22 protein-coding genes are annotated in these 21880 nt (G+C 67.7%); 11 read left to right on the plus strand and 11 right to left on the minus strand.

The annotated features are described in order from the left end of the window. The first annotated feature begins 54 nt into the window (after positions 1 to 54). The gene (larC, locus tag EPL00_RS08710) at positions 55 to 1464 is read left to right on the plus strand and encodes a nickel pincer cofactor biosynthesis protein LarC (protein ID WP_135853074.1); all 1410 of its coding nucleotides are present in this window, start codon (positions 55 to 57) and stop codon (positions 1462 to 1464) included. A gap of 72 nt (positions 1465 to 1536) precedes the next feature. On the opposite strand, the gene EPL00_RS08715 is transcribed toward larC, so the two are convergent. The 3 genes from EPL00_RS08715 to EPL00_RS08725 all read right to left on the minus strand — a co-directional run bounded on the left by EPL00_RS08715 (position 1537) and on the right by EPL00_RS08725 (position 3093). Further along, the gene (locus tag EPL00_RS08715; protein ID WP_135853073.1) at positions 1537 to 2310 is read right to left on the minus strand and encodes a hypothetical protein; all 774 of its coding nucleotides are present in this window, start codon (positions 2308 to 2310) and stop codon (positions 1537 to 1539) included. 99 nt (positions 2311 to 2409) lie between these two features. Beyond that, positions 2410 to 2556: a hypothetical protein gene (locus EPL00_RS08720; RefSeq protein ID WP_162224185.1), complete on the minus strand. Its 147-nt coding sequence runs from the start codon at positions 2554 to 2556 to the stop codon at positions 2410 to 2412. Positions 2557 to 2715: 159 nt separating this feature from the next. After that, positions 2716 to 3093, minus strand: coding sequence for a hypothetical protein (locus tag EPL00_RS08725; protein WP_135853072.1), 378 nt, complete (start codon positions 3091 to 3093; stop codon positions 2716 to 2718). Positions 3094 to 3390: 297 nt separating this feature from the next. Here EPL00_RS08725 and radB point away from each other — a divergent pair, with 297 nt between their 5' ends. Further along, a complete protein-coding gene (gene radB, locus EPL00_RS08730) occupies positions 3391 to 4110 on the plus strand; it encodes a DNA repair and recombination protein RadB (protein ID WP_135853071.1) in 720 nt (239 codons plus the stop codon). Between the two features lie 202 nt (positions 4111 to 4312). Then, positions 4313 to 4915 carry a hypothetical protein gene (locus tag EPL00_RS08735; protein ID WP_135853070.1) on the plus strand — a complete coding sequence of 201 codons (603 nt, stop codon included), beginning with the start codon at positions 4313 to 4315 and terminating at the stop codon, positions 4913 to 4915. 21 nt (positions 4916 to 4936) lie between these two features. Here EPL00_RS08735 and EPL00_RS08740 read toward each other — a convergent pair whose 3' ends face one another. Continuing rightward, positions 4937 to 5311 carry a 30S ribosomal protein S8e gene (locus EPL00_RS08740; RefSeq protein WP_135853069.1) on the minus strand — a complete coding sequence of 125 codons (375 nt, stop codon included), beginning with the start codon at positions 5309 to 5311 and terminating at the stop codon, positions 4937 to 4939. Positions 5312 to 5517: 206 nt separating this feature from the next. Here EPL00_RS08740 and EPL00_RS08745 point away from each other — a divergent pair, with 206 nt between their 5' ends. Beyond that, on the plus strand, positions 5518 to 6951 hold the full coding sequence (locus tag EPL00_RS08745) for an MFS transporter (protein WP_135853068.1): 1434 nt from the start codon (positions 5518 to 5520) through the stop codon (positions 6949 to 6951). A 66-nt stretch (positions 6952 to 7017) separates the two neighbouring features. Beyond that, positions 7018 to 8352 carry an AI-2E family transporter gene (locus EPL00_RS08750; RefSeq protein ID WP_135853067.1) on the plus strand — a complete coding sequence of 445 codons (1335 nt, stop codon included), beginning with the start codon at positions 7018 to 7020 and terminating at the stop codon, positions 8350 to 8352. Between the two features lie 36 nt (positions 8353 to 8388). Here the strand turns inward: EPL00_RS08750 and EPL00_RS08755 are convergent, their stop codons facing one another. Together EPL00_RS08755 and EPL00_RS08760 are read right to left on the minus strand one after the other, a co-directional pair. After that, complete coding sequence (locus EPL00_RS08755) at positions 8389 to 9822, minus strand: glycosyltransferase family 1 protein (RefSeq protein WP_135853066.1); 1434 nt, start codon at positions 9820 to 9822, stop codon at positions 8389 to 8391. A 68-nt stretch (positions 9823 to 9890) separates the two neighbouring features. Further along, complete coding sequence (locus EPL00_RS08760; RefSeq protein WP_135853065.1) at positions 9891 to 10844, minus strand: D-2-hydroxyacid dehydrogenase; 954 nt, start codon at positions 10842 to 10844, stop codon at positions 9891 to 9893. Positions 10845 to 11102: 258 nt separating this feature from the next. On the opposite strand from EPL00_RS08760, the gene EPL00_RS08765 reads away from it, so the two are divergent. Next, positions 11103 to 11828, plus strand: coding sequence for a sugar phosphate isomerase/epimerase family protein (locus EPL00_RS08765; protein WP_135853064.1), 726 nt, complete (start codon positions 11103 to 11105; stop codon positions 11826 to 11828). Positions 11829 to 11835: 7 nt separating this feature from the next. On the opposite strand, the gene EPL00_RS08770 is transcribed toward EPL00_RS08765, so the two are convergent. Together EPL00_RS08770 and EPL00_RS08775 are read right to left on the minus strand one after the other, a co-directional pair. Beyond that, positions 11836 to 12192 carry a hypothetical protein gene (locus EPL00_RS08770; RefSeq protein WP_135853063.1) on the minus strand — a complete coding sequence of 119 codons (357 nt, stop codon included), beginning with the start codon at positions 12190 to 12192 and terminating at the stop codon, positions 11836 to 11838. Between the two features lie 96 nt (positions 12193 to 12288). Beyond that, entirely contained in the window at positions 12289 to 13707 is a 1419-nt protein-coding gene (locus EPL00_RS08775; RefSeq protein ID WP_135853062.1) for a glycosyltransferase family protein, read from the minus strand. Positions 13708 to 13915: 208 nt separating this feature from the next. On the opposite strand from EPL00_RS08775, the gene dnaG reads away from it, so the two are divergent. Beyond that, positions 13916 to 15439: a DNA primase DnaG gene (dnaG, locus tag EPL00_RS08780; RefSeq protein WP_135853061.1), complete on the plus strand. Its 1524-nt coding sequence runs from the start codon at positions 13916 to 13918 to the stop codon at positions 15437 to 15439. An 84-nt stretch (positions 15440 to 15523) separates the two neighbouring features. Here the strand turns inward: dnaG and EPL00_RS08785 are convergent, their stop codons facing one another. Further along, the gene (locus EPL00_RS08785) at positions 15524 to 15946 is read right to left on the minus strand and encodes a GNAT family N-acetyltransferase (protein ID WP_135853060.1); all 423 of its coding nucleotides are present in this window, start codon (positions 15944 to 15946) and stop codon (positions 15524 to 15526) included. Then, positions 15943 to 17256, minus strand: coding sequence for a DUF92 domain-containing protein (locus EPL00_RS08790; protein WP_135853059.1), 1314 nt, complete (start codon positions 17254 to 17256; stop codon positions 15943 to 15945). The genes EPL00_RS08785 and EPL00_RS08790 overlap by 4 nt, the downstream gene beginning before the upstream one ends. 546 nt (positions 17257 to 17802) lie before the next feature. On the opposite strand from EPL00_RS08790, the gene EPL00_RS08795 reads away from it, so the two are divergent. After that, positions 17803 to 18411 (plus strand): undecaprenyl diphosphate synthase family protein, encoded by a 609-nt coding sequence (locus tag EPL00_RS08795; protein WP_135853058.1) that lies wholly within the window; start codon positions 17803 to 17805, stop codon positions 18409 to 18411. Between the two features lies 1 nt (position 18412). Here EPL00_RS08795 and uppS read toward each other — a convergent pair whose 3' ends face one another. After that, positions 18413 to 19348 (minus strand): polyprenyl diphosphate synthase, encoded by a 936-nt coding sequence (uppS, locus tag EPL00_RS08800; RefSeq protein ID WP_135853057.1) that lies wholly within the window; start codon positions 19346 to 19348, stop codon positions 18413 to 18415. A gap of 143 nt (positions 19349 to 19491) precedes the next feature. On the opposite strand from uppS, the gene EPL00_RS08805 reads away from it, so the two are divergent. The 3 genes from EPL00_RS08805 (at position 19492) to hemA (ending at position 21841) form a co-directional block, all read left to right on the plus strand. Continuing rightward, positions 19492 to 19686 (plus strand): cold-shock protein, encoded by a 195-nt coding sequence (locus tag EPL00_RS08805; RefSeq protein WP_135824102.1) that lies wholly within the window; start codon positions 19492 to 19494, stop codon positions 19684 to 19686. 105 nt (positions 19687 to 19791) lie between these two features. Continuing rightward, positions 19792 to 20193 (plus strand): DUF5778 family protein, encoded by a 402-nt coding sequence (locus tag EPL00_RS08810; protein ID WP_135853056.1) that lies wholly within the window; start codon positions 19792 to 19794, stop codon positions 20191 to 20193. Positions 20194 to 20437: 244 nt separating this feature from the next. Further along, entirely contained in the window at positions 20438 to 21841 is a 1404-nt protein-coding gene (gene hemA, locus EPL00_RS08815) for a glutamyl-tRNA reductase (RefSeq protein WP_202932582.1), read from the plus strand. Positions 21842 to 21880 lie beyond the last annotated feature (39 nt).

Consider the following 21880-nt stretch of genomic DNA (forward strand, 5'->3'; position numbering starts at 1 on the left):
CTCCCGACGCCGACAACCGGGGGCTTTTTCGCCGCGAGCGACCCACGCTACTCCATGCAGACGCTCGCATTCGACGGTCGAATGGGCGCGAGTGGCGACATGCTCCTCGCGGCCCTCCTCGCGGCGGGAGCGGACCGCGACGCGCTCGCGCCGGTCGAGGAGGCCCTGCCGATACGCTACGAGGTCGGCGCGACCGACAAGAACGGCATCTCCTCGACCACGGTCTCGGTTCTGCTGGACGACGAGACGACCCACGGCGACGGAGACGACGGCGACCACACACACCACCACTCGCACGCCGACGAAAATCACTCGCACGACCATTCACACGACGACCATTCTCACGACGACTACGACCACCCGCACGACGACCGCGATTCGCACCAGCACGACCACACCCACGCCGAAGGCTCCGGCCCGCTCCGGACCTACCCCGAAGTGGTCGAGATAGTCGAGGAGATGCCCCTCCCCGAGGGCGTCGCGGAGGACGCCCTCGCCATCTTCGAACTCCTCGGCGAGGCGGAGGCCAGCGTCCACGGCACCGACCTCGACGCGACGCACTTCCACGAGGTCGGCGCGGACGACGCCATCGCCGACGTGGTCGGGGCGGCGCTCCTCGTGGACGACCTGTCTCCCGAGCGGGTCGTGACGACGCCGCTCTCGACGGGCGGCGGCGAGGTCGAGATGAGCCACGGCGTCTACCCGGTGCCGACGCCCGCCGTGGTCGAAATCGCCGAGCGCGCCGACTGGTCGCTCCGGGGCGGACCCGTGGAGGCGGAACTGCTGACGCCGACCGGCGCGGCGATTCTGGCCCACTTCGCCGAGGGCGTCGCGTCGCTCCCGTCCTTGCGAGTCGAGGAGTCCGGGTACGGCGCGGGCGGGTACGACTTCCCCGACCATCCGAACGTCCTCCGGGCGATGCTGGGCGATAGCGCGGCGCGAAGCGCCGCGGAAGGTGCGAGCGGTGAAACCGCGAGCGGGGCGGAGAACGGCGGGTCGTTGGTCTACGACGACATCGCGGTCCTCGAAACGAATCTGGACGACGCGCCACCCGAGATTCTGGGCGGCCTACAGGAGTCGCTCGCCGAAGTCGGCGCGCGCGACGTGTCCGTCGTCCCGCTGACGATGAAGAAGTCCCGGCCGGGCCACCTCGTGAAGGTCATCTGCAAGCCCGAGGACGCCGAATCGGTCGCGCGCCGACTCGCCGAGGAGACCGGCACGCTCGGGATTCGCCAGACCGGTGCAACCCACCGCTGGATAGCCGACCGGGAGTTCGAGGAGGTCACGGTCGAAGTCGGCGGCGACAGCTACGAGGTCGCGGTCAAACTCGCCAGCGACGACGACGACGGCGAGGTCTACGACGTGAGCGCGGAGTACGACGACTGCGCGGCGGTGGCGACGGAAGCGGGCGTCGCCGTGCGCGAGGTGATGGACCGCGCGGAACGCGCGGCGCGAGACCGGTAGCTGGCCGGTCGAGACTGCTAGCGAATTTCTTCGGATAGAGAAATACGCGTCAAAGACAGCTAGAAGTTTCTTTCAGCCGTCGTCGCCGTCCCGATGCTCGTCCATCGCCTCGTCGAGCGTCAGGTCGCCCGCCGCGACCCGCCTCGCTAGCTCCTCGTCTATCTCGCGGTTGTCGTCCGCTCGCTCGCGGGATTTGTTCTGGATGACCTGTAACTCCCCGGCGGTCGGCTCTATCTCCCGGCCCTCGACGCGCTCGCCCTCCAGTCGGGCGATGTTCACCGCGGCCAGCACGTCGCCCATCCCCCGCGCGCCGGTACCGAGGTAGGGCGTCGTCCCGGTCTCGTCCACCAGTTCGACCGTCACCTCCTCCAACTCGCGGACGAGTTGCGCGCCCTGCAAGCGCGCGCCGTCGCCGATGCGGACCACGGGGTCCACGGCGTCGGCCACCTCGCGGCGCACCGTCTCGGCCACGTCGGCCAGCGGGACGTGGAACGCCGCGACCACCACGTCGCCCGAGAGGACCGCGATGCCGGGTCGCGTGCCGGGGTCGATACCGACGATAGTCCGGCCCTCGCCCCCGCGCAGGCGAGCCAGCGCCTCGTCCACCGCGCGCCGGGGGTTCTCGGGGTCCGCGACGACGGTTTCGACGTTCGGGGCGTCGGTCCCGTCGCGCTCGTCGGCGTCGGCCTCGAACCGCTCGTCGTCCTCGGCGCGAATCAGCACCGTCGCCCGGTCCGGGAGCGGGTCGCCCGGTTCGACCGTGGTGAAGGTCACTCCTCGGTCGCGCAACTCGTTGACCACGCCGTGGTACAGCTCGAAGTTCTCGGTGGCGACGACGACTGTCACTGGTCGGGGTATAACGCGGCCGAGGTGAAAAAGTTCGCTCTACTCGGTCCCGAAAGCCGCGCTCGCCGACGCTCGGCGAATCGCCGTTGGCGACTCGACTCAGGCCGTTTCGGGGTGCGGACCGTCGGCGAGCGTGCCACAGCACCGCATCCGCCAGACGCCGTCGCCGTCCACGAGCTTTCCAGTGAACTCCGCGTGGTTCTCCTCGACGCACTGGGGACACTCCAAGACGGTCGCTACAATCATGCTAGATGTGATATCATCGCTCCAGAGCATAAGCGATACGATAATAGTTTCCAAATTTACAAATCTTGGCAGTACCCCGCCGGGTGTCTCGACAGTTACCGGACGGGTAATCATCTCCTCGACTGGACCGACCGATTCGCCCCGACCCGCCCACTTGAGCTACTTCGACCGGTCCCGCAATCGCGCGGCCTCTATCGCGTGGGCCACCTCCACGAGGTCGCTGGCGGTCTCCAGCAGTTCGGTCATCATGCCCGCGAGGTTGACCTCGGTCTCCTCGTCGGCGTGGTCTTGGTCGTCGTCGCTCTCCTCGGCCTCGTCAGCGTCCTCGCCCTCCTCGGCTTCGGCCATGCGCTCCAACTGGTCCGCGAGGTCGAAGCCCTGCGCGTGGAGGGCGTCGGTCTTACTTCTAATCGACTCCGCGAGAATTTCCGGCGAGACGTGCGCGTCGTCTCCGGATTCGAGAGTATCGTCTCCAGATTCGACAGTCTCGTTTTCGGATTCGACACTACTATCTTGGTGCGAATTTTTATCTGACATTGTCGTGGTCTGCCCACGACACCCGGCAGGGTGCTGGTACACCCTGTCACCTTTTGCAGTGACGAGCCGAGTGTCGTGTTTTGTCGTTGCATTCGACGTGCCTTAAAATTAGGGAATCTAGACGAAAGCGTAGCTCTCGTCGGGGCGGAGTCAGCGACTAGTCGAACGACTCGAACTCGACTTCTAGACCACCGAACCCTTTCGAGCGTGAACTCTCACAGTCGCCGACCGCGGTCAGGAACGGACGCGCTGATACGAATCCGGACCCTTTTGACAGGGTAGGCCCAACCCTCGCTCGTGAATCAGGAGTCCATCCCGACCGGGTGCGGGCCGCTCGACGAGTTGCTGGGCGGCGGGTTCGAGGCCGGGACCGTCACGCAGGTCTACGGCCCGCCCGCGGCGGGCAAGACGAACGTCGCGCTGGGCGCGGCGGTCGAGGTCGCCGCGGACGGCGGTACCGCGGTGTACATCGACACCGAGGGCCTATCGCTGGCGCGCTTCCAACAGGTCGCGGAGGCCCGCGTGGACGCCGCGGGCGGTGCGGACGACGTGGAGGAGTTGACCTCCCGCATCATCGTCAAGGAGGCCTACGACTTCGCCGAGCAGGAGGAGGCCGTCCGGGACACCGCCGAACTCGCCGAGCGGGCCGACCTCGTGGTGCTGGACAGCGCGACTGGCTTCTACCGACTCCAACGCGCCGAAGACGAGGAGGGCGGCGAGGCGCTCCGGGAGGTGGCCAGTCAGGTCACGCATCTCCTCTCGCTGGCGCGCAAACACGACCTCGCGGTCGTCCTGACGAATCAGGTCTACACCGACCCCGACGGCGACCGCGCCCGACCGCTCGGCGGTCACACCCTCGAACACTGGACGGGGACGGTGGTCCGCATCGAGCGATTCCGCGGGGGCAACCGGCGCGCGACGCTCGAAAAGCACCGCGCCAAACCCGCGGGCGAGAAGGTCCAGTTCCGCATCACCGACGCCGGACTCGAATCGGTCGAAGACGGTGTCGGCGTCTGAGAAGTCAATCTACTAACTACAACTCTCTAACATATAAAACGTCGCTCCGGTTCCCGTCGAGTCGTAACTGCCGGGCCGAACATGTGGGGCCGCGTCGAAGTAGGAGCGAGGTGCGACAGATGAACTGCCCTGGCCCCGCTCGACAGCACTGCACCGTCGTACAGACTCCGAAATCGCGCTTGCGGCCACGGGAGGAGTGCCCATGAGTCGTCGCCTCGTTGTCGCCGCGCTCGCGTGTTCGCTTCTCCTCGCTGGCTGTCTCGGCGGCGCTGGCGGTGCGCCCGACTCCACGACGACGGACGGCGAAACGACCGCGACGACCGAGGTGATGATGGACACGACCGAAGTGACGGCGACCTCCTCGGCCGACACTGCGACGACCGATACCGCGACGACGGACGCGCCGCGTCGGCACACCTACGGCACCTACGAGGCACTGGCGGCCAACGCCTCCTTCTCGGTACCTGAGCCGAACGTCTCGGAACCCTTCGCGTTCGAGAGCGGCATCGTGATGGAACTCGCCGACAGCGAGGACGTGGTGATGGCCTACCACGACACCGAGAACGGAAGTCTCGAAAACGTCGTCTCGATTCGGAAGGCCGAGAACGAATCGGCCTACGACCTGACCGCGGGGAACGCCACGACCGTCGGGGACCACGACGCGCGCTACGTCGCCGAGGAGTCCGGCGGAAAATTCGTCTGGGAGTGCGAGGGCTACGCCTATCGGGTGAGCGTCCAAGAGTTCACCGACGAGTTCGGCGAGCAGGAACTACGCGCGGTCGCCGAATCGGTCGGATGCGAGTGAGAAGTCGGGTCGAGAGCGGCGTTATTCGTCCACGAGGACGGCGTTGACGTTGCCGGACTGGCCCGGTCGGGAGGTGACGCGGGCGCGGCCTTCGCTGGTCTCGATGAGTGCGCCCTTGGTGACGATGTTCCGTCGGACGTAGTTCGGGTTGGCGTCGTTCTCCACAACGTCCTGAATCTCGGCCTGCACCGTCTCGCCGCCCGTGGCGACGCTGGCCACGTCCGTCGAGAGCGCGCGGACCTTCCGGGTGTTGCCGCGGGCGTCGATGGCTCGGAGTTGGGTCTCGCCGACCGTGGTCTCGGTCGGTTGGCGGCCCAATTCGTGCTTCTTCTTCTTGTGGGAGGGTCGAAGTCGTCCGCCGGTGCGCTTCCGCGTGGAACGTCCTTGGTCTTTCATACCCGAGAAATCGGCCTCGGTCGTACTTATATCCTTTCTATCGGGGCCGCGGTGGTCGCGGGTGCGAGACCACCGGTCGCTCGGACGGAGCGGACTCGGTCGGGAGCCGTATTGAAGACGAAAGTTCTTCAAAGAGCAGAACTGTTCTCTGATTTCCTCATTTTTAAGTGCGTTCGATACCGAGTGTCGAACAGAGGAGTCGAAAGATGGCAAAAGGTGCGACGACGGACGACCGAGTGAGCGTCTCGCAGGTGATGGACCGGATTCCGGTCGGGCGATTCCACCGCAGACTGTTGGCCATCTGCGGGAGCGCGTGGGCCTTCGACGGGATGGAGGTCATCATCATCAGCTTCACGCTCCCGGTTCTCATCTCGGCGTGGGAACTGACGGGTCTCGCGGCCGGACTGCTCGGGAGCGCGAGCCTGATGGGGATGATACTCGGCAACTGGGCGTGGGGCCGCTACGCCGACGAGCGCGGCCGCATCGACGCCTTCCAGTGGACGGTCCTGACCTACTCGCTGTTCGCGGGCCTGACCGCGTTCGCCACCGGGTTCTACTCGGGGTTCGCGCTCCGGTTCCTGACCGGCGTCGGCTTGGGCGGCGCGCTCGCGGTGGACACCTCCTACCTCTCGGAACACCTGCCGACCGAGCGCCGAGGACGATATCTGGTCTACCTCGACGCGTTCTGGCCGCTCGGCAACGTCTTCGCGGTCGTGCTGGCGTGGGTGTTCCTCTCGGCGCTCTCGACCGGCGGGACCGTCGCGGTGCCCCTGTTGGGCGAGGTTGCTGGCTGGCGACTCCTGTTCGCCAGCGCGGCGTTCCCCGCCCTGCTGGTGTTCGTCATCCGGAGTCAACTGCGCGAGACGCCTTACTACCTCGCCCAGAAAGGCGACGTGGAGGGAGCCAACGACCGAATCCGCGCCATCGCCGAGGAGAACGGCGAGGAGTTCACGCCCATCTCGGCCGACGCGGTGGAGATCGGCGACCCGCCGAGCTACTCGCGGCTCTTCGAGACCGACCTCCGCAAGCGCACCGTGATGATAGCCCTCGCGTGGTTCGCGGTCAACTTCGGCTACTACGGCGTGTTCATCTGGCTCCCGCAGACGGTCGGCGCGGCGGGCGTCGTCGAGAGCGTCACCGTGGCTGGCGCGACGATAGACGGCCTTTACGTCTACTTCCTGCTCATCGGACTGGTCCAGTTCCCCGGCTACTTCAGCGCCGCGTACCTCGTGGAGAAGATCGGTCGCAAGCCGACCCTCGGGAGCTATCTCGTCCTCTCGGGAGTGTTCACGTTCGTCTTCGCGGCCTCGATGCCGAACGTCTCGCTGTTCGGCGCGGGCCTCTCGGGCTTCTGGCCGTTCTTCGGCGGCCTGCTCGCGGCGAGTTTCTTCACCTTGGGCGCGTGGGGTGCCATCTACGCCTACACCCCCGAACTGTTCCCGACCGAGGTCCGGGCCACCGGCAACGGGTTCGCGGGCGGCGTCGGTAAAATCGGCGCGGTCATCGGGCCGATTCTGGCCGGTGCGCTCGTGGAAGTCGGGTATCTGGCCGCGCTCGCACCTCTCGCGGTCGCGTTCGCCCTCGGCGGCCTCGTCGTCCTCGCGTTCGGCCGCGAGACGATGGGCGAACCGCTGTTCTGAGGTCCGTCGAGTCGTCGGGGACCCCACTCCCGGACGACTTATTGTCTACGCGCAGAACACTCTGGCATGGGCTGGGTACGAGAGTTCTCGTTCGACCGCGAGCGCATCGCGTGGTGGCTGGTCGCAGTCGTCCTGCTCGCCGCGGTCGGCTACGTCGTGTCGTCGTTCCTCGGAACCTTCCTGCTGGGACTGTTCGTCTACTACGCGACCCGGCCGATATACCGGCGACTCCTCCGGCGGCTGCACCAGCGGACGCTGACCGCCGCGACCGCACTGCTCGGACTTGCCTTTCCCGGTCTCGTCCTGCTGGGCTACACCGTCGTCGTGAGCGTCACCGAACTCGGGTCGCTGGCGGGCGTCGGCCTCGCGGAGTTCGACGGACTCCTCGGACCCTACGTCGATACCTCGCTCCTGCTCGACCCGGAAGGATTGGCCGGTCTCCTCCAGACGACCCCACAGCAGTTGCAGGCGGACATCCAGCAACTCGCCGCCGAGCGCGGCGCGGAGGCGGCCCGCGAGATTCTGTCGTCGGTGGTCGTGGTGTTGGGTATCCTCGCCAGCACCGCGCTCGGCATCGTCATCACGCTCGTCGTCGCGTTCTACCTCCTCCGGGACGACCACCGACTCGCCGAGTGGTTCCGGACCGAGGTCGTGGACGCGGACAGTCCGACGCTCGCGTTCGCGCAGGCCGTGGACGACGACCTCGAAACGGTCTACTTCGGCAACATCCTGACCGCCTTCGTCATCGGTATCGTCGCCGCCATCAGCTACAACGCGCTCGATTTGGTCGCTCCGGCCGCGGTCTCGGTCCCCTCGCCGACCCTGCTGGGCCTGCTCACGGGTCTCGCCAGCCTGATTCCCGTCGTCGGGATGAAACTGGTCTACATCCCGCTCGGTATCGTCCTCGGCATCGTCGCGGGCGTCGCGGACCCCGCGCTGTTGTGGTTCCCGGCCCTCTTCCTGCTGGTCGCGTTCGTCATCGTGGACACGATTCCCGAACTCGTGTTGCGGCCCTACGTCTCGGGGCGAGACCTCCACACCGGACTCGTCATGCTCGCGTACGTTCTCGGCCCGGTGCTGTTCGGCTGGTACGGGCTGTTCTTGGGACCGTTGCTCCTCGTGCTGGTCGTCCACTTCGTCCGAGTCATCGTGCCGGAACTGGTGGAGCGCGGCGAGTTCGACGCCGAGCCGGACACCCCCGATTCTGGCATCTTCGGCGAGTCCGGCACCGCCGACGAGTCCACGTCGGGTGGCTCCACCGAGGAGTCGCCGACTCGCGGTTCCCGGACCGCACGCCGTCGCGCCCGCGACCGCGTTCGCCCTCCAGTGCGGGCGTTCTCGCGCGACGAGCGCAGGACCGACGGCGGGTCGGAGCGACCCGACGGAACGAGAGACGACTGACCACTCTCGCTCCGGCTCTCGTTTTCACTCCCGCTCTCACTCTCGTTTCTCGAAGACGGGCGTTCCCGCACTTCCGGTGTCGGCGTACCCCCGACGCCGGAGCGCAAAGACGACCTCGCTGAGGGCGCAGTCGCCCGCCAGAATCGGCTCGCCGTCGTCGGTGAACGCGGCGCTCTCGCGGTTCAGTTCGTCCAGTGGAATCCGGCCCGCCTCGTCCGCCGCCGCTTCGAGCGTCCGACCGACCGCGGCGTCGTTCGCGTCGGGGTCGTAGGCCTCGACCTTCGCCGCCACGCGGTCGGCCATATCGTCGTAAGTCCGCTGGCCCGACTGCTCGGGGTCCCGAATCCCCTTGGCGTAGTCGAGCATCCGCCGGGCCTCGTCGGTCGCCTCGTCCCAGTGTTCGACCGCTCGGACCGCGAGGTCGGGTAACTCGTCGATGGTTCCGGCTAGCTCGTAGTCCCGCGGGATGGCGTCGTATATCCACGGTTGGTTGCGGGCTATCAGGACCTGCCCGCTCCCGGCCTGCTCGAACCACGTCCGGGCCAGCGTCTCGTACTCGGTCGCCGAGATGCAGAGGTCGCCCTTTCGCAGGGCCTCCTCGAACTCCCGGCGGGACGCCTTCGGGTACGCCTCGACCCACGGCAGGTCGGTGTACTCCGCGGGAATCTTGCCCATGCTGGTCATCACGGTCTCGATACCGAATCGGTCGTGAAGCATCTCGGCGATTCCCATCACGGTGCCGACCTGCTTCTTGTCCCACGCCGACCCCGCGACGTGGAGGTATCGGGGTTCGTCGGCGTAGTCGGCCTCGAACTGCGAGAAGTCGATGGGACTCCCGGTCTGGACCGCGTCGTCGAGCGCCGAATCGACCACCGACTCCCGCATGAACTCGTGGCCCTCCTCGCGCAGGCCCTCCCAATCGACCGCGGCCTTGAACCACATCCCGTCGCTCAGTACCGCGTCGGCGATTTCGGTGTGGCGCTGGAACTCGTCGCGCCACCCGGTGTCGGCGTACTTGAACGGGAGTTGGAGGTCGTGGACGTTGGTGACGATATCGACCGGCCACGGCTGGCCGACCCGGTGGCCGTCGAGCGCGAACAGCCACTTCCCGAGGTCCGCACGCCCCCGCCGGAGTTGGTCGATTACCACGTCCACGTAACCCAACTGGTCGTAAGTCGCTCCGGCGAGGGCTTCGAGTTGCTCCTCACTGTAGCCCGACTCGGTGAACGCGTTCTGGTGGCGACGGCCGTGCATGAACGGTTCGGCCTCGATGAGGGTGACGCGCTCGCGGTCGGCGAGGACGTACTCGGGGTCGTAGTTGGCCACCTCCGGCGGCGACAGCAACCAGTAGACGTGGAGGTCCGGGTCGATGTCCAGCCACTCCTCGACCCACACCGTTGCGTCGTTGAGCGTGCCGTTAGCGGTCGCGTCGTCGGGCCGATAGAGTTCCGGGACGATGAGGACGCGCATGAGTACGAATAGCTCCGAAAACGGGAGACTCCGCCTTCAAGACTGTGCCGGATTCTCCTTTCTCGGGGTCAGACGATGCGATTCTCCATCGCGTCGAGTTCGCCCGCGACGAACCGCCCGTAGTTCTCGGCGAACAGGTTCGCACACCTGTCGTAGTAGTGGGGCGTCGAACCGGCCATGTGGGGCGTGATGACGACGTTCGAGAGGTCCCAGAGCGGCGAGTTGGCGGGGAGCGGTTCGGTCTCGAACACGTCGAGGGCCGCGCCGCGGAGGTGGCCCTTCTGGAGTGCGGTCGTCAGGGCCTCCTCGTCCACGATTTCGCCGCGGGCGACGTTGACGAGGACCGAAGAGGAGTCCATCGTCCGAAGTTCCTCCTCGCCGATTAGGCCGCGGGTCTCGTCGGTCAGCGGGAGCGCGACGACCACGTAGTCCGACTGGGCCAGCACGTCGTAGAGACCGTCGGGACCGTACGCCTCGTCCACCGCGTCGGGCGCGGACTCGGGGTCGCGCTTGGTGCCGACGACGCGCGTGCCGAACGCCGAGGCGAGTTCGGCCACCCGGCCGCCGATAGCGCCCAATCCGAGGATGCCCACGGTCTCGTCACGCAACTCCCGGCCGCCGTAGTTCTCCCAGACGCCGCGGTGCTTCTGGTTCATCCCCGTCTGGAGGTTGCGCTCGAAGGTCAGCAGGTAGGCCAGCACCTGCTCGCCGATGGGTTCGGCGTGGATGCCCGAGGCGCTGGTCAGCGCGACATCGGCGTCCGCGAACGCCTCGCGGGGGAAGTGGTCCACGCCCGCGCTGAGTGCCTGTACCCACTGCAACTCGGACGCGGCGGCTACCTCCTCGGCGGGGAACCGGTTGGTCAGCACGACCTCGGCGCTCGACAGGTACTCCTCGGTCTCGGGCGGCGTCGCGGCCACCGAGAGGTCGAGGTCGGCGAGCAGGTCGGCCAGTCCCTCCGTGAGACCGTCGCGCGCCGATTTCGAGACGTAGTGGGGTATCAGCACGTCGGGTTGGGTCATGGCTTCTGCAAGGACGGAGAGCGGGTAATAGCTGGTGCCTCGGATTGGTAGTCTCGCGTCGTTTTCCGTTCTTCGCCGCGGCGATTCGAGGGCTCGCTGACTTCCGCTACCGAACGGGGTTCCGACGACCCGACCCACGACGACGACCCGACCCGCGACGACGAACCGAATCACGGCGAACCGGTCCACGACGACCGGACACCGAGGAGACCGCACGATGCAACAACCGATTTACAACAGGGCGCTGTATCACGCACCATGCGACCAGCGATTCAGCTCTACACGCTCCGCGAACTGGACGACTCGCTTCCCGACCTCCTGCGGCGCGTCGGCGAAACGCGCTTCGAGGGCGTCGAGTTCGCGGGATTGGGCGATTCGGACCCCGACGAAATCCGCGACGCACTGGACGACGCCGGACTCGACGCCGCGGGAGCGCACGTCGGCATCGAGGAGTTCGAGGACGACCCCGAGGAGACCGTCGAGACCTACCGCGAACTCGGCTGTGACCGCCTCGTCGTGCCGTATCTGGACGAGGCCGAGTTCGCCAGCGAGACCGCCGTCACCGACACCGCGCGTCGCCTCCAGACGCTCGCCGGGCGAGTGGACGAGGCGGGCGCGTCGCTGGGCTACCACAACCACGACCACGAGTTTACCGACATCGGCGACGACCGCGCGGCGTTCGACCTGCTGGCCGACGAGACCGACTTCGACCTCGAACTCGACGTGGGGTGGGCGACCGCCGCTGGCCGGGACCCCGCGGACCTCCTCCGACACCTCCGGGGTCGCGTTCCGCTGGTCCACCTGAAGGACGTGGCCGACACCACGCCGGTCGAACTGGGCGAGGGCGACCTCGACATCGACGCCTGCGTCGCGGCCGCCCGCGACGCCGGGACCGAGTGGCTCGTCTACGAACACGACCAGCCGACCGACCCCGAGGAGTCCCTCGCCCACGGCGCGGAGCGGTTGGCGGAACTGGTCGAGTAAGCCGTCGCTACTTTTCGGCTCCGTCTCGCTCACGTTCGTAGGCGATGCCAGCGACGAACCCGAACGCGACTAAGCCCCATCCGAGCGTGGCTACCGGGACGTTCTCGCCGCCGTCGATGCCTTGGAAGAGACTCAGCGTACCGAACGACGTGACCCCCGTGAACGCGGCGCTGACCCAATCTACGTCGTCTTCCCACAGCGCCGACGGGAACCGGAGCAGGATAGCGGTCCCGACGCCGTACACCTGCGCGATGCCGACGAGGAGAATCAGGTGCGGTCCCACGTCCGGCGTGACGACGGCGACGCCGCCGGTCACGGCGGCCGCGACGGCGAGGGCGACGGCGTAACGGAGAGCGCGGTGCATGGCGGCGATGCTCGCCCCGACGGAGTGAACGTTCCGGTTCGTAGACACCTCGGCGGGCGCAGTGTCGGTGCGACGAATCGCATCGCCGCCGCGCGACTACTCGGCCGGAACGAACATCGGCGTCCCCGGATTTCCGACATCCGCGTAGCCGAGTGCCCGGAGCGCGTACACCGCGTCGGCGAGCGGGACCTCCTCGGCGACGTGCCGGGCGAGCGCGTCGCCGAAGTCGTCCAGCGGAACCTCGCCGTCGAATTTCGAAGCGACTCGCTCCGCGTCGGCCAGCAGTCCGCCCTCCTCGAACGACCCGTTCTCGAAGGATTCGACCCGGCGCTCGACGCGCTCGCGGAGGTCCCGGTAGGTCCGCCGACCGCACTGCTCGGGTCCCCGGACCTCGCGCAGATGCTCGACCATCCGGCGATTCTCGGCGACCGCCTCGTCCCAGTCGCGGACCGCGCGAACCGCGAGGGATTCGAGGTCGTCCAGACTCCCGGCGAGTCGGTAGTCCGCGGGCACGCAGTCGTAGGCCCACGGCTCGTCGCGCACCACGAGTACCTGCCCGCTGGCGGCCTGCTCGAAGGGCGTCCGAGGCATCGTCTCGTGGTCCGAGGCGACGACCGCGAGGTCGCCGCGTTCGAGGGCGCGCTCGTACTCCTCGCGGGAACACTCCGGGTAGGCCTCCACGAACTCGCGGTCGGCCATCCCGTCGGGAATCGGGTCCATGTTCGTCATCAGCGTGCGAATCCCGAACTCGTCTCGGAGGCGCTCGGCGGCGTCCAGCACCACGTCGAGGTTCTTCTTGCCCCAGCCGGACCCCGCGACGTGGAGGCGTTCGGGGGCATCGGCGTACTCCTCGGTGAACTCCGAGAACTCCAGCGGGCTTCCGGTTTCGAGGGCGTCGCCGAGGAGGCCCGCCAGCAACTCGTCGCTCAGGACCGCGGTGCCGTACTCGCCCAGTCGCTCGGCGTCCACACCGGCCTTGAACCAGAGACCGTCGGTGTAGGTCGTCGCCACCATCTCGGCCCGCATCGCGGCACCGCCGGGCATCTCCCGGCCGTGCCGCTTGAAGGGGAGTCGCAGGTCGTGGACGTAGCCGACGAGTTCGGTCGGTTGGACCGCGGCGTCCGCTCCGCCGCCGAGGCGGTGGAGCCACTTGTAGAGGTCGTACCGGCCAGTCACCTGCTGGTCGATTACCACGTCCACGTAGCCCGACCGGTCGAAGATGGTCTCCTCGATGGCTCGGAACTGCTCCTCGGTGTAGCCCGTTTCGGAGAACGCGTCCTCGTGTTCGTGGCCGTGCATGAACGGTTCGGCCTCGACGAGGGTGACGCGCTCGCGGTCGGCGAGGACGTACTCGGGGTCGTAGTTGGCCACCTCCGGCGGCGCGAGGAGCCAGTAGACGTGGAGCGAATCGTCCCGGTCCAGCCACTCCTCGACCAGCGCCACGGCGTCGTTGAGCGTGCCGTTGGCGGTCGCGTCGTCGGGGCGATAGAGTTCCGGGACGACGAGGACGCGCATCGTCTGTACGGCCGACTCGACGCCCGAGACGGCCTTTACGATGACGGCCGTTCGACGCCTACCTATCAAAAATCGGGAAAGGAATAGCCGTAAACAGTTCTGCTGACGACAGGTATTTCAGTCAGGCCGTACGATTTTAAAACATCCATGGCCGCGACGCTCATGGACTCATCACCATCACGCCCCTCTCCGGGGCAGTTCATCACTCATGGACGACACAGCCAAATACGTCATTCACGCGGACATCACTGCCGACGGGGTGGTAGAGCGGAGTGACGTCGTCGGCGCGGTCTTCGGCCAGACCGAAGGCCTCCTCGGCGACGACTTGGACCTCCGGGACCTCCAGCAGTCATCGAAACTCGGTCGCATCGACGTGGACATCGACAGCGAGAACGGACAGTCGTTCGGGACCATCACCATCGCGTCGAGTCTCGACAAGGTAGAGACCTCCATCCTCGCGGCGGCGCTCGAAACCATCAGTCGGGTCGGCCCGTGCCGGGCCACCGTCGCCGTCGCGGGCATCGAGGACGTGCGCGCCGCCAAGCGCCGGAAGGTGGTCGACCGCGCCAAGGAACTGCTCACCGACTCCTTCGACGAGGACGTGATGACCTCCCGAGAAATCCTCGAGGAGGTTCGCCAGAGCGTCCGCGTCGAGGACATCGTGGAGTACGAGGGTCTGCCCGCCGGACCGCGCGTCGAGGACAGCGACGCCATCATCGTGGTCGAGGGCCGGGCGGACGTGCTGAACCTCCTGCGCTACGGCGTCAAGAACGCCGTCGCGGTCGAGGGCACCAACGTCCCCGATGCGGTGGCCGAGTTGACCCAGAACCGAACCGTCACCGCGTTCCTCGACGGCGACCGAGGCGGCGACCTCATCCGGAAGGAACTCGCGCAGGTCGGCGACATCGACTACGTGGCGTTCGCGCCCGCGAACCAGTCGGTCGAGGACTTGGCGCGCCACGAGGTCATGTCGGCGCTCCGGAGCAAGCGACCCTTCGACGAGTCGATGGTCGGCGACGAGAGCGACACGACCCCGACCGAGGAGACCGACCGAGAGACGACCGCCGCCGACTCGCCCGAGGCCTCTCCGGCCGACGGCGGCGAGGCCGGACCTGCCGCGACCGACGGGAGCGCCCGGCCCGCGCCCGAGAGCGACGAGACCGGGCCGGAGGCTCCCGCGACTCCCGACGCCGCGACCGACGCCACAACTCCGGCCGAGACCGCGGCCGACACCGCAACGGCGAGCGACGACTCGGACGCCTCGGAGTCCGATCTCTTCGACGGCATCGAAGCCGAGGTCGCGGAGGCCGAGACGATAGACGACCCGGAGGCGCTGGCCGGAGCGGACGCCGCGGCGACCGAGGCAGAATCCGCCGACGAGGCCGATTCCGACGGAGAGACCGCGACCGTCGAGGCCGCGGCGGCCGAGACCGCCCGCGAACCCGCGACCATGCAGGGCCACGTCGAGGAGGTCGTGGACGGCGAGACCGGGACCGCGCGCCTGCTCGACGAGTCGTTCGCCGCGCTCGCGGAGGTCGCCGCCGAGAACGCCTTCGACGCCGTGGAGTCGGCCGACGAGGCACCCTTCGCGGTCGTGCTGGACGGGACTGTAGACCAGCGACTCCTCGACGTGTCGGCCCAGCGCGGGGTCGGACAGGTCGTCGGCCGTGACGCCGGAGAGTTCGTCAAGCGACCCGCCGACGTGCGGGTTCGGACCGCCGACCAGTTTTGACCGCCGCGGTGACGCCGCGGCGGTCAGAACTCCGCGGTCGGTGGCGGAGTCAGCAGATAGACGCTTTTCGGCAGTAAATCGGTCTCAGAGGTCTCGCTGCATCGTAATCGCCGCGCTCCCGTCGTCGTAGTAGTCGTCCTCTCGGCCGACTTTCTCGAAGCCCATCGACTCGTAGAGGAGGCTCCCGGCGTCGTTGTCCGGATGCACCGAGAGCCGAACCGTCGTGCAGTCTTGCTCGCGGAGCAAATCGAACGCGGCCGCGAGCAGGCGGCGAGCGCGCCCTTCCCGTCGATATTCGGGCGCGACGACGATTTCCGCGACGTAGCTGGTCTCGTCGTCGTGGAGCGCGACGAGGTAGCCCCCGAGGTCCTCCTCGGGCGTCGTAGAGACCAGCACGACCGGCGGACCGTCGATGGCGTAGGAGAGGAGGGCCGGATTCGGCTCTCGAAGGTGGGTCTGAATCTCGCGCAGGGTGGCGCGGTCCTCGGGGCGAGCGAGTCGAATCACGGCAGGACGACCACCGCGAGACCCGCGCCGACGAGCGCCCCGGTCAGGGTGGCGAGGAAGTTGACACCCTGATTCCCGAGCGCGTCGCCTTCGAGGGTCGCGCCGAGCAGGCTGTCCATCGTCATGCCGCTGACCCCCGCGAGGGCGACCACTCCGGCACCCGCCGGGCCGACGCTCTCGAAGAGGCCCGCCGCGATGGCCGCGACGACGGCCGCGCCCGCCGCGCCAGCGAGTTCGCCCTGCCACGTCACCGCGCCGTCGGTGCCGGGTTCGACGCGTTCGAGCGTGGTGATGAGCCGCGGGCCGTCGAAGACGCCGCCGATTTCCGACGAGAGGGTGTCGCTCATCGCGGTGGCGATGGAGCCAGCGAACGCGAACAGGAACACCTCGCCGCCGAGCGCGGGGAACTTCGCCTGTGCGGCGTAGCCCAGCACCGCCACGAGCGCGACCGCGGCGTTCCCGAGGACGTTGCCCGACCCGCGCGCGCCCTCGTTCTCCTCGGCGACGCCGCGGGCCTCCTTCTCCTCGTAGCGGAACTTGGTCGAGAGGCTTCCGATGCCGAAGAACGCGATGAGGACCGCGAACCAGCCGTACCCGCCGAGGACGATGGTGAGCATCGCCAACAGCGCGCCGGTCATCATCCCCGCAATCGAGGCGGCGTCGAGCGCCCACGAGACGTAGCCGAACAGCGCGGTGACCGCCAGCGCGACCGCGATGCCCTCGACGGTCACCATCACTTCGAGGTCCGCGAACAGCCACAGCAGGAACGCCACCGAGAGCATGACCAGCGGGTCGTCGCGGACGAACAGCACCGAGCGCAACAGTCCCGCCAGAAGCGCGCCGCTGGCCGCCAGAAAGACGATTTCCGGCAGGATTGGAGTGACCTCCGTGCCGACGATAGTGAGCGCGACGGCCTGTCCGGCCGCGGCCGCGACGATCCCCCCGGCGACGAACGCCCCGGTGCGGAGAATCGGCTCGGCGTCGAAGCGCCACGCTACCTGCTGGGCGAGGTTGCCGTAGCCGACGACGAGGAGGCTGGCCACCAGCACGTGGTCGGGCAAGCCCGCGAACCACGAGAGGAGCGCGATGCCGGTCGCGGCGAAGCCGAACGCCGCGAGGCCGTGGAGACGGCCCTCCTGTCGGTCCGCGGGGCGGGCGAACCACTCGAACACCGGTCCGTCGGTGACCGAGAGCGCGCCCACCGCGACCGCACCGAACACCGCGGCGGTCGCCCACCCCAGCGTGGGTGCGACGAGCGCCAGCGTCGAGACGACGGCGTATGCCGCCGCACGCCGAACTCTGGTGGTCACGTTATCCCCCCGTTCCGCCGACGCCCACTTAATCCTCCCGAAGCGCCCGGCGTCCTCGAACGCCGAATCGTCAGACGGCCGTCCGACGACCGCCCGAAAGCGCCGGGTTCCCGGCGTCCGACCGGCATTTCTGTCGGCTCGAATACGACGGGATTTTACTGCGCTCGAAGTCGATTCGACCCTCGACTCCGGCGCGAGATAGATTATCTTTCCTTCCGGCGTGTGCGGGCGCGGCCGCTTGCGGGTCGCGCCTATTCGCGCGAGGGATGACCGAACGAGTCCCCGGAGGGGACGAGTGACGGAATCGGTTGGGGAGGGTGTGGCACGCCGTCGCGGTGCGGGACCGTTGCGGTCGCAGTGCGGCAGACTCCATCGCTCAAGCCTGAAGCTGGTCGCTCGTCTCCCGTAGATTTCGCCGTCTTCTTTCCGACTTCGACAGGTTCTGCTTCGGGACTCCTTCCGTAGAATTCGGCGCGAAATGGCACCGTGCAGTGAACGAGTCGTAGTCCGTGACGTTTAGGACGGTGGCCGTCGAATCCGTAGCGCGTGGGAGTCTACGACCGCTATCTCGCCGCCCGCCTCCGCAGACACGGTGCCGACACGCCCGACCACATCGCGGTCATCATCACCGAGCGCGACCTGCTGGAACAGGGCGCGTACGCCACGCTCGAAGCCTTCTTCGAGTGGGCCTTCGAGTACGGTGCCGAGCGCGTGACCGTCTACGTCAGCGTCCTCGACCCCGAGGCGGCCCCGACGTTGCGCCGCGAACTCGAAGGGGTGGCGGCTCCTCGGCAGTTGGCGGTCCGCGGGCCGGAGGACACCCAACGCGCCGACGCGCCGATTCAGGTCTCCATCGGTCTCGGCGGGAAACACGAGTTCGCGGGCGCGGTCCAGAAACTCGCCGGGGATGTGCAGGACGGCGAACTCTCCGCCGAGGAGATAGACGAGGCCGCGGTCGAGGAGCATCTGGTGTTCCCCGAGAACCCCGACCTCGTGTTGAAGACCGGCGCGGAGCGCCTCTCGGACTTCATGATCTGGCAGTCCGTGTACTCGGAACTCTACTTCACCGACGTGAACTGGCGGGACTTCCGGAAACGGGAGTACCTGCGGGCGCTGTTGGACTACAAGAACCGACAGCGCCGGTTCGGCCGGTAAGTCACTCGACCGACGACTCGCTCTCGACTTCCAACTCCTCGACGCTCAACTCGTCGATACCCGACTCCTCGGGCAGACTGCCCCGGAAGCGGTCGATGACGCTCCGGGCTTCTTCCAGTTCCACGCCGCCCAACTCCCGGACCAGCGCGAGCGCGCGGTTGGCCTTCGCGCGCCGCCACGACTCCTCGCGGGACTCGTAGGTCCGGATGCCCCGCAGGAAGTCGATTTTCGAGAACTCCGGCCAGTAGGGCGTGCAGAAGAACACCGCCGCCTCGTTGCCGTTGGCGTGCCACGGCAGGAAGTTCGAGGTCCGCTCGTCGCCGCCGGTCCGGATGATGAGGTCCACGTCCCGAACCGGACAGTCGTAGATGCGGTCCTCGATGGCCGACACGTCGATCTCGTCGGGGTCGAGTTCGCCCTCCTCGACCGCCCGCGCCACGTCGCGGGTCGCGTTGAGGAGTTCGTTCCGGCCGCCGTAGGCCAGCGCGACGTTGAGCGTGAACTCGTCGTAGTGGGCCGTCCGGCCCTCCGCGTAGTCGATGGCGTCCCGGACCCGCCCCGGAAGCGCGTCCCGGTCGCCGATGACGCGGATACAGACCTCGCCGTCGTGGACGCGCTCGTCGTCGCCGAACTCGTGCAACTTCGTCTCTAAGAGGTCGAACAGCGCCTCGTTCTCGTGGTCCGGGCGCTCGAAGTTCTCGGTCGAGAAGGTGTACAGCGTCAGCTCCTCGACCCCCATCTCCTGACACCAGTGTAGCACGCGCTCGGTGGTCTGTGCGCCAGCGCGGTGGCCGTCCGGGGCGTCGCCGCCCTGCTTGCTGGCGTAGCGTCGGTTGCCGTCCTGAATGACCGCGACGTGCGTCGGTGCGCCCGAGATTTCCCGTCTGAGGAGCCGTTCGTAGGCCGCCTGCACTCGCCGCTGTGCCCACTGTAGCATCCGTTGTTGGCATCGACACCGCCGAGAGCAATTAGCCTTTTGACCCCGAGTTGACGCCAGTCTCGGCGAGCGCGAAGCGACGCCGGACCAACTCCGGTCCGGTGCATACCTTTTTAACCGTGGAACGTCTTTGGACAGACGCAATGGCGAAAGGTACGGTTGATTTCTTCAACGACACTGGCGGTTACGGTTTCATCGACACCGAGGATTCCGACGAAGACGTGTTCTTCCACATGGAAGACATCGGCGGTCCCGACCTCGAAGAGGGGCAGGAAGTCGAGTTCGAGATAGAGCAGGCGGACAAGGGTCCGCGCGCGAAGAATCTCGAACGCCTGTAATCGTATCGCGTAGAACTGAGATTTTATTGACGCCGACTCGGTAGTGGCAACGATGCGTTCGAGAGAACCGTAGCGCGTTTAACGGCTCGTCGGCTTGCTTCGAGTATGGAAGACGCACTCGACGAGGAGCTCTACCGGCGGACGAAGCAGCTGCTCGAACCCGGCGACATCGAACTCAACGGGGCCGTCGTCCACACCGACTTCGGGAGCGACGCGGAGACCGAGATGCATCAGACGACCGTGGACGTGGGCGACGTTATCGCCGACCACGCGGGCCACGAGCCGACCGACACGTTCGTCTACTCGGGCACCGACGACACCGACTTCGCGTCGAACCAGCATCAGGGCCTGACGCTGGACGACGAGGAGTTCGTCTGGGAGTGCCAGCAACTCCTCCGGGAGGGCACCTTCGACGTGGTGTTCTACTACGAGGCCAGCGCCGACCACGAGGGCATCCTCGACGGAATTCGGGACCTCGGCTTCGAAGTGACCGGCGTCGAGGGGTGAGACGGTGGGCACGAGACTCCACGCGGAACGCGGAGACGACCCTCACGCCGCGTCGCGCGAGCGCCCAGAGAACGAGCGCCACGGCTTTTCACGTGCGCCCGCGTGCGAGGACGTGTCGCGTTTGGAAGGGTTTACGTACCGGCCGTCCCAAGACCCGAACAAGAGCAGTACGGCGGGACATCAAGGGTGACAACATGACTCTCGGAATCTCTCTCTCTGACACGCGACTCGGGAGGCGATGCCCGTGAGCGCGGCGACCGGCGTCGTCTCCGGCATCCGAATCAGCCACGACCGCGCGAGTCTGGACGACGTTGAGGCGGCCTGCCACGCCGACGAGGAGACCGTCCTGCGACGACTCACGGACGTACCGGGCGTCCGCGAGGCGTTCGCGCTCCAGACGTGCAACCGGTTCGAGGTTTACGTCGTCACCGACGCCGAGGCGACCGGTCGGGCCGTGCTGGCGGACTTCGCGCCCGACGTGGGCGACCACTCGGCCGTGGAGATGGGCCACGACGAGAGCCTCCGCCACCTCCTGCGGGTCGCGGCCGGACTCGAATCGCTCGTCCTCGGCGAGGACCAGATTCTCGGGCAGGTCCGGAACGCCTACGAGTCGGCCCGCGAGGTCGGCGCGCTCGGCCCGATGCTCGACGACGCGGTGACGAAGGCCATCCACGTCGGCGAGCGCGCCCGTACCGAGACCGCCATCAACGACGGCGCGGTGTCGGTCGGGAGCGCGGCCGTGAACCTGCTGGACGAGCGGACCGACCTGAACGAAGCGACGGCGCTGGTCGTCGGCGCGGGCGAGATGGGCACCATCGCGGCCCACGCGCTCGCCGACGCCGCCGTCGGGACGCTCTACGTCGCGAATCGCTCGCTCGACAGCGCGACGGACGTTACCGAGACGGTCGCCCACGACGAGGCGCTGGCGGTGAGTCTCGATGGTCTCCCGTCGGCGCTCGACGCCGCCGACGTGGTGGTCTCGGCAACCGGGAGCGAGGGCCACGTCCTCGACGCCGAGGACCTCCGCGACGCGGGCGAGACCGTCGTCGTGGACATCGCCCAACCGCGGGACGTGTCGCCCGCCGCCGACGCGGTAGACGGCGTGACCCTCTACGGCATGGCGGCCTTGGAGTCGGTGACCGACGCGACCGAGCGCCGCCGCCGGGCCGCCGCCGAGTCGGTCGAGGCGATGATAGACCGGGAGTTCGAACACCTGCTGGAGAGCTACAAGCGCAAGCGCGCCGACGAAGTTATCTCGGCGATGTACGAGAGCGCCGAGCGCGTCAAAGAGCGGGAACTCTCGGAAGCCTTCTCGAAACTCGACGCCAACGGCGACCTCACCGACGACCAGCGGGAGGTCGTCGCCGCGATGGCCGACGCGCTGGTCTCGCAACTCCTCGCGCCGCCGACCAAGAGTCTGCGCGACGCCGCCGCGGACGACGACTGGGGCACCATCAACACGGCGCTCCAGTTGTTCGACCCGGACTTCGGCGAGCCCGGCGAGTCGGGCGGCGAGGAGGCGGCCGAAGGCGAGGAGTCCGCCCGACCGCCCGAGTTCGTCCGCGAGCGGTTGGGCGGCGAGGTTCCCGACGAGATGGCAGAACAGATGCCCGAGGACGTGCGGGCGATAATCGCCGACGACGACTGAGCGTTTTCTCGCCGTTCCGTTCTGAAACGGGGGGAACGG

It is taken from the genome of Halorussus salinus, assembly GCF_004765815.2.
Taxonomy (GTDB): domain Archaea; phylum Halobacteriota; class Halobacteria; order Halobacteriales; family Haladaptataceae; genus Halorussus; species Halorussus salinus.

Excerpts from the sequence above, each read along its gene's own strand:
- dnaG (WP_135853061.1), top strand. The coding sequence starts at position 13,916 with ATGGACGACACAGCCAAATACGTCATTCACGCGGACATCACTGCCGAC.
- EPL00_RS08765 (WP_135853064.1), top strand. The coding sequence starts at position 11,103 with ATGCGACCAGCGATTCAGCTCTACACGCTCCGCGAACTGGACGACTCG.
- uppS (WP_135853057.1), bottom strand. The coding sequence starts at position 19,348 with ATGCTACAGTGGGCACAGCGGCGAGTGCAGGCGGCCTACGAACGGCTC.
- EPL00_RS08775 (WP_135853062.1), bottom strand. The coding sequence starts at position 13,707 with ATGCGCGTCCTCGTCGTCCCGGAACTCTATCGCCCCGACGACGCGACC.
- EPL00_RS08745 (WP_135853068.1), top strand. The coding sequence starts at position 5,518 with ATGGCAAAAGGTGCGACGACGGACGACCGAGTGAGCGTCTCGCAGGTG.
- EPL00_RS08760 (WP_135853065.1), bottom strand. The coding sequence starts at position 10,844 with ATGACCCAACCCGACGTGCTGATACCCCACTACGTCTCGAAATCGGCG.
- EPL00_RS08805 (WP_135824102.1), top strand. The coding sequence starts at position 19,492 with ATGGCGAAAGGTACGGTTGATTTCTTCAACGACACTGGCGGTTACGGT.
- EPL00_RS08755 (WP_135853066.1), bottom strand. The coding sequence starts at position 9,822 with ATGCGCGTCCTCATCGTCCCGGAACTCTATCGGCCCGACGACGCGACC.
- EPL00_RS08725 (WP_135853072.1), bottom strand. The coding sequence starts at position 3,093 with ATGTCAGATAAAAATTCGCACCAAGATAGTAGTGTCGAATCCGAAAAC.
- EPL00_RS08750 (WP_135853067.1), top strand. The coding sequence starts at position 7,018 with ATGGGCTGGGTACGAGAGTTCTCGTTCGACCGCGAGCGCATCGCGTGG.
- EPL00_RS08735 (WP_135853070.1), top strand. The coding sequence starts at position 4,313 with ATGAGTCGTCGCCTCGTTGTCGCCGCGCTCGCGTGTTCGCTTCTCCTC.
- EPL00_RS08720 (WP_162224185.1), bottom strand. The coding sequence starts at position 2,556 with ATGATTGTAGCGACCGTCTTGGAGTGTCCCCAGTGCGTCGAGGAGAAC.
- EPL00_RS08740 (WP_135853069.1), bottom strand. The coding sequence starts at position 5,311 with ATGAAAGACCAAGGACGTTCCACGCGGAAGCGCACCGGCGGACGACTT.
- EPL00_RS08770 (WP_135853063.1), bottom strand. The coding sequence starts at position 12,192 with ATGCACCGCGCTCTCCGTTACGCCGTCGCCCTCGCCGTCGCGGCCGCC.
- EPL00_RS08810 (WP_135853056.1), top strand. The coding sequence starts at position 19,792 with ATGGAAGACGCACTCGACGAGGAGCTCTACCGGCGGACGAAGCAGCTG.
- larC (WP_135853074.1), top strand. The coding sequence starts at position 55 with ATGCAGACGCTCGCATTCGACGGTCGAATGGGCGCGAGTGGCGACATG.